The sequence below is a fragment of the Streptomyces sp. NPDC056373 genome (genome assembly GCF_042262425.1).
In the GTDB taxonomy this organism is placed as follows: Bacteria; Actinomycetota; Actinomycetes; order Streptomycetales; family Streptomycetaceae; genus Streptomyces.
Genome location: NZ_JBHJPX010000048.1, coordinates 1 through 1,946, shown reverse-complemented (window position 1 = coordinate 1,946; position 1,946 = coordinate 1). Strand labels below are relative to the sequence as shown.

Annotated in this window: 1 rRNA gene; it reads right to left on the bottom strand. The window is 51.7% G+C overall.

Going from position 1 to position 1,946, the window contains the following annotated elements:
• Positions 1 to 1,516: ribosomal RNA gene (locus ACFCXS_RS39360) — 16S ribosomal RNA — on the bottom strand; the annotation flags it as partial.
• Positions 1,517 to 1,946 lie beyond the last annotated feature (430 nt).

The following is a 1,946-nucleotide window of genomic DNA, read 5'->3' as shown; positions in this document are numbered from 1 at the left end:
CCCTACGGTTACCTTGTTACGACTTCACCCCAGTCATGAATCACAAAGTGGTAAGCGCCCTCCCGAAGGTTAAGCTACCTACTTCTTTTGCAACCCACTCCCATGGTGTGACGGGCGGTGTGTACAAGGCCCGGGAACGTATTCACCGTAGCATTCTGATCTACGATTACTAGCGATTCCGACTTCATGGAGTCGAGTTGCAGACTCCAATCCGGACTACGACATACTTTATGAGGTCCGCTTGCTCTCGCGAGGTCGCTTCTCTTTGTATATGCCATTGTAGCACGTGTGTAGCCCTACTCGTAAGGGCCATGATGACTTGACGTCATCCCCACCTTCCTCCAGTTTATCACTGGCAGTCTCCTTTGAGTTCCCGGCCGAACCGCTGGCAACAAAGGATAAGGGTTGCGCTCGTTGCGGGACTTAACCCAACATTTCACAACACGAGCTGACGACAGCCATGCAGCACCTGTCTCAGAGTTCCCGAAGGCACCAAAGCATCTCTGCTAAGTTCTCTGGATGTCAAGAGTAGGTAAGGTTCTTCGCGTTGCATCGAATTAAACCACATGCTCCACCGCTTGTGCGGGCCCCCGTCAATTCATTTGAGTTTTAACCTTGCGGCCGTACTCCCCAGGCGGTCGATTTAACGCGTTAGCTCCGGAAGCCACGCCTCAAGGGCACAACCTCCAAATCGACATCGTTTACAGCGTGGACTACCAGGGTATCTAATCCTGTTTGCTCCCCACGCTTTCGCACCTGAGCGTCAGTCTTCGTCCAGGGGGCCGCCTTCGCCACCGGTATTCCTCCAGATCTCTACGCATTTCACCGCTACACCTGGAATTCTACCCCCCTCTACGAGACTCTAGCTTGCCAGTTTCAAATGCAGTTCCCAGGTTGAGCCCGGGGATTTCACATCTGACTTAACAAACCGCCTGCGTGCGCTTTACGCCCAGTAATTCCGATTAACGCTTGCACCCTCCGTATTACCGCGGCTGCTGGCACGGAGTTAGCCGGTGCTTCTTCTGCGAGTAACGTCAATTGATGAACGTATTAAGTTCACCACCTTCCTCCTCGCTGAAAGTGCTTTACAACCCGAAGGCCTTCTTCACACACGCGGCATGGCTGCATCAGGCTTGCGCCCATTGTGCAATATTCCCCACTGCTGCCTCCCGTAGGAGTCTGGACCGTGTCTCAGTTCCAGTGTGGCTGGTCATCCTCTCAGACCAGCTAGGGATCGTCGCCTAGGTGAGCCATTACCCCACCTACTAGCTAATCCCATCTGGGCACATCTGATGGCAAGAGGCCCGAAGGTCCCCCTCTTTGGTCTTGCGACGTTATGCGGTATTAGCTACCGTTTCCAGTAGTTATCCCCCTCCATCAGGCAGTTTCCCAGACATTACTCACCCGTCCGCCGCTCGTCACCCAGGGAGCAAGCTCCCCTGTGCTACCGCTCGACTTGCATGTGTTAAGCCTGCCGCCAGCGTTCAATCTGAGCCATGATCAAACTCTTCAATTAAAAGCTTGATTTGCTTCCACTCGAGAAGCGATGCTCAAAGATTTACTGCATGAATTTTACTTCAGTTAGTCACTCTTCAAGACTTGATATTTTTTTGCATCCGAAGATGCTGGATATCGTCTTGTGGAGTGCCCACACAGATTGTCTGATAAATTGTTAAAGAGCAGTGAGTTAGTCGCTTTCGCTTGCTAACTCGAGGTGGCGTATATTACGCTTTTCGCCCTGAGAGTCAAGCGTTTATTTCGCTTTCTTCTCGCTGACCCGGCGGCTTGTCAGTCGTTGTTCCCGGTCAGTGGAGGCGCATTATAGGGAGTTCTCGGCGGGCCGCAACCCCTAAATGCAAAAAACTTTCCAAGCGTTCAAATAATCACCAAAAACGCCTTTTTAGGATGTTTATTAGTCAGAAAATACCGGTTTTAGCACAGTAATC